Annotated in this window: 4 protein-coding genes; 2 read left to right on the plus strand and 2 right to left on the minus strand. The window is 38.6% G+C overall.

Annotated features, from left to right (window positions below; genetic code table 11):
• The coding region (locus tag UC75_RS10400) for a DUF2147 domain-containing protein (protein ID WP_049837534.1) at nt 1-408 on the minus strand (408 nt) is incomplete at its 3' end.
• Nucleotides 409-560: 152 nt separating this feature from the next.
• Here UC75_RS10400 and UC75_RS10405 point away from each other — a divergent pair.
• A complete protein-coding gene (locus UC75_RS10405) occupies nt 561-1,472 on the plus strand; it encodes an alpha/beta hydrolase (RefSeq protein WP_013196589.1) in 912 nt (303 codons plus the stop codon).
• Between the two features lie 174 nt (nt 1,473-1,646).
• Nucleotides 1,647-2,840: a GGDEF domain-containing protein gene (locus UC75_RS10410; protein WP_049837535.1), complete on the plus strand. Its 1,194-nt coding sequence runs from the start codon at nt 1,647-1,649 to the stop codon at nt 2,838-2,840.
• On the opposite strand, the gene UC75_RS21115 is transcribed toward UC75_RS10410, so the two are convergent.
• A partial coding sequence (locus tag UC75_RS21115) for a cytochrome c biogenesis protein CcdA (RefSeq protein WP_228137265.1) occupies nt 2,835-3,821 on the minus strand: 987 nt, incomplete at its 5' end. The two genes, UC75_RS10410 and UC75_RS21115, sit on opposite strands and share 6 nt — an antisense overlap.

Genomic DNA, 3,821 nt, shown 5'->3' on the forward strand with positions numbered 1-3,821 from the left:
ACCAAGTGCAGAAACGCCAATATAACCACGCAGTTTAAGCTTTTTACCGCCATCGGTTAACTCACCTTTCAGTTTGTAAGTTTTACCAGATTTAGGGTCTAAAATCGTACCGTTTTCATAACTGTTACCACCTACATTTTTTAAATTATGTACAATGGTGACACCTTTAAGTGGTTTGTTTTTATACGGACCTTCACATTTTGTACAAGCGTTTTCTTCGCCCGGTGTCAAAATGTTTTGAATGGTTGCAGTTAAGGTTCCGTCCTTCTGTTCCGTAAATTTCACTACGGCTTTTGGCTTGTTGGTCTGATCATCAATCGTTTTCCATACCGTTCCATTGAGTGAATCAGCCGCATTGGCAAATGCAGCCATACCAATGAGTCCTAAAGCTAAAGCAATCTTTTTCATTTTTGTAATATCCTTGGGTCTTTCAAGATTTTTAGTATTCAGAAGTCGCAAAGATATTGCAATTTTTGAATGTGACTGTTTCGTGTAACCTTGTAATCTTGCAAAATAAAATTTACAAGAAAACAAGAAACTAGCATAAAAATGGATGCTCTATGAATATATCAAATGTTTGGAAATATTATTTTACAGAAACTTTTCTTAAAACAACAATTCGCAAGCCAAGTCAGCTAAATTTGCCGGCTACGGCCTTACGTCCCGTTCTAGATCAGATGTGTCGTGCTTTCCCACGACAAAAAAATGTTTCTGTACGCCCAATTCGGTTAGCAGGCATTAAAGGTGAAGAAATCAAACCACAAGATTCTGCCACTCAGCTGATTTTTCATATTCACGGCGGCGCTTTTTTTCTTGGCAGTGTTAAAACACACCATGCTTTCATGACGGATTTAGCTGCCCGTACTCAAATGCAGATTATTCATGTGGACTATCCACTTGCACCAGAGCATCCTTATCCTGAGGCAACTGAAGCTCTATATGACATCTATCAATCTTTAGTAGTACAAGGTGTTCAGCCTAAAGATATTATTTTGTCAGGTGATTCATGCGGAGCAAATTTAGCGCTAGCACTTTGCTTACGTTTAAAAGAACAACCTGAGCTCATGCCAAGTGGCCTGATTTTGCTATCTCCATTTTTAGATTTAACACTCACGAGCGAGTCTCTTCGATTTAATAAAAAACATGATGCCTTACTCTCTATTGAAGCGCTGCAAACAGGAACTCAGTACTATATAGGCAATCATATTGCAGCTGATGACCCACGTGTTTCGCCTATTTTCGATGACTTACATGGTCTACCGCCTACTTTGGTCCAAGTGGGGTCTAAAGAAATCTTATTAGACGATGCCAAACGTTTTAGAGAAAAAGCTGAAGATGCTGGCGTTAAAGTTCAATTCAAACTTTATACAGGCATGTGGCATAACTTCCAGATGTTTAATGCATGGTTTGATGAAGCCAAACAAGCATTGGCAGATATTGCTGAATTTGCTCACGAACTCGATAAAACTTAATTTATCTATAAATGATGTGAATAGGCCTCAAAACTTTTCACATCATTTACTTTATAAAAAGTCATCATGTATAAATTGAAAATCATGTTATGTTTAAAACATAAATTATTTAAACAATCCAATTTTAGGATGGTCCAACAAAGAGGCATCTATATTTAGGAGGCCTTACTTATTATGAAAAATCGTTTCATCACTCATCCAATACATAGAATAAAACAGGTGATAATCGATTTCATCTACAATAATCACATCATCAACTGGACGCCACTACAAAAAAGTGCACTGATGCTTACACTTGCCTGTGCAATGAATTTCAGTTGGATTTTATGGAAAGGCTATATTTTAATTACCCCGAGTGTCTGGCAATGGACACATTTACCTTTAGTTGAGTCGCAAATCTGGCTCAATTTATTAACCTTATTTTTATTGGCTCTTTTGATTATCCCCTGCTATCGCTACAAAAATGATGAATGGGCTCAACGAATTATTCCTTTAGTGAGCGTGCAATTTTTTACGCTCATGCTATGCCATGATGGATATTTAATTGGCAGCATTAGCCCCGCCACTATGGTCGGTTATGTCGGCACGATTGGGGTAGGTCTGGTATTATTTGATCGAAAAATTGTTTATAGCGCCCTTATACCTGCAACAATTATTTTAATCGCATGTACTTATTTGAGTATGAAAGGTGTTGTGCCTTACGCGCCCTTATTTAATCTGATTGCCATGCAACGTGCTCAAACCAATCCTTTTTGGTTAGGAAGCATGGCTTTTTTTATTATGCCCATTTTATTGGCATGTTTTATTTTATTTGAAATATTACTCACCCAATGGCGTCAGCGTGAAACTTATATTCAACGTTTAAGCCAACTTGATCCATTAACTAACGTATTAAATAGACGTAGCTTAAATACGCATTTAGAGTCGCTACACCAACAGCAATTTGATTATGCGGTGGTACTTCTTGATATCGATCATTTTAAAAAAATTAATGATATATATGGCCATCACCAAGGTGATCAGGTCTTAATAGAAATCGCTCAATGTCTTTCTGAGAACTTGCGTAGTGAGGATATTATTGGTCGATTTGGTGGAGAGGAATTTATTTTATTACTTCCCCACACCGATATTATTCAAGCAGAAAAAATTGCTGAGCGCTGTCGCCATGCTTTGCAAGAATTGCCTGTTTGTAGTGCTCAAAATATTCCTATTCATATTAGTGCAAGCTTTGGAATAAGCAGTTCGGCTTTTGCACAGGACCCTTATCTCGTTATTCGGCAGGCTGATCAAGCTCTCTACGCGGTGAAAGCTTCAGGTCGTAATCAGGTACGTACATTTCATCAGACCGAAGCTATTGATACTTTATGATTCTTTTAGTTTTGCCAAACTCGCGAGTTGTTGCAAAAGTTCTTGCTGACTAAAAGCACCCGTTAAGCGTAAAGCACGAATTTCTTTTTGCTCTGGGCTTAAAAATAGATAGGTCGGTGGTCCCAAAATATTCCATTGCTTGAGTAGCGCTTCATGTGACTGATCATAATGACTCAAATCAAGCTTAATTAAATAGTAAGGTGCAAGAGCAGACTGAACCTCGGGTGCTTTTAAAATACGATGCTCAATCGGTTGGCAAGCAACGCACCAATCTGCATATACATCAATCACAATAGCCCGATCAGAAGGGGCTGCTGCTAAAATCTTTTGGAAGTCTGCCGCGCTAGTCGCAACATGCCACTCGGCCATATGGTCAGAACTTTGCAAAGTTCGATTTTGAATATGTTGATATTGGTTATAGGCTACAAAAGGGGTAACGATTAATAATAAGATCGCATAGAGCCACTGTAGCTGCCCTTTTTTCCAGAAAAACTGATAAACCGCATAGGCTATAAAAGCGAGGCCTAGTACTAAACTAAGTACTTGCATGACCCAATCTGGCAATAAAGGACGAATAAAGTAGAGGCTTAAACCCAACATCAGAAAAGCAAAAATCACTTTAATCTGATGCATCCAGTCGCCCGCTTTAGGCAAGAATTTTGCCCCTAAAATACTTGCCAACAGTAGCGGAATTCCCATTCCAAAACCTAGGCAGAATAAAAGCAAAGCACCTTGCCATTGGTTTTGTGTTTGAGAAATAAATAATAAAGTTCCAGCGAGAGGTGCAGTCATACAAGGGCCGACCAAAAGTGCAGAAACTACACCCATGACGCCCGCACCCACTAAAGTGCCACCTTGTTGCATTGACTGAATACGGTCAAGTCGGTTTAACCATGTTTGCGGTAAACGAATTTCAAATAAGCCAAATAGGTTCAGAGCAAATACAATAAACAACAAACTAAAAGCAATTAAAGTCGCAGG

The sequence above is a fragment of the Acinetobacter sp. V2 genome (genome assembly GCF_001188385.1).
In the GTDB taxonomy this organism is placed as follows: Bacteria; Pseudomonadota; Gammaproteobacteria; order Pseudomonadales; family Moraxellaceae; genus Acinetobacter; species Acinetobacter oleivorans.

Bases quoted from the DNA above. Each gene is read 5' to 3' on its own strand.
- UC75_RS10405 (WP_013196589.1), top strand. From the start codon at position 561: ATGAATATATCAAATGTTTGGAAATATTATTTTACAGAAACTTTTCTT.
- UC75_RS10410 (WP_049837535.1), top strand. From the start codon at position 1,647: ATGAAAAATCGTTTCATCACTCATCCAATACATAGAATAAAACAGGTG.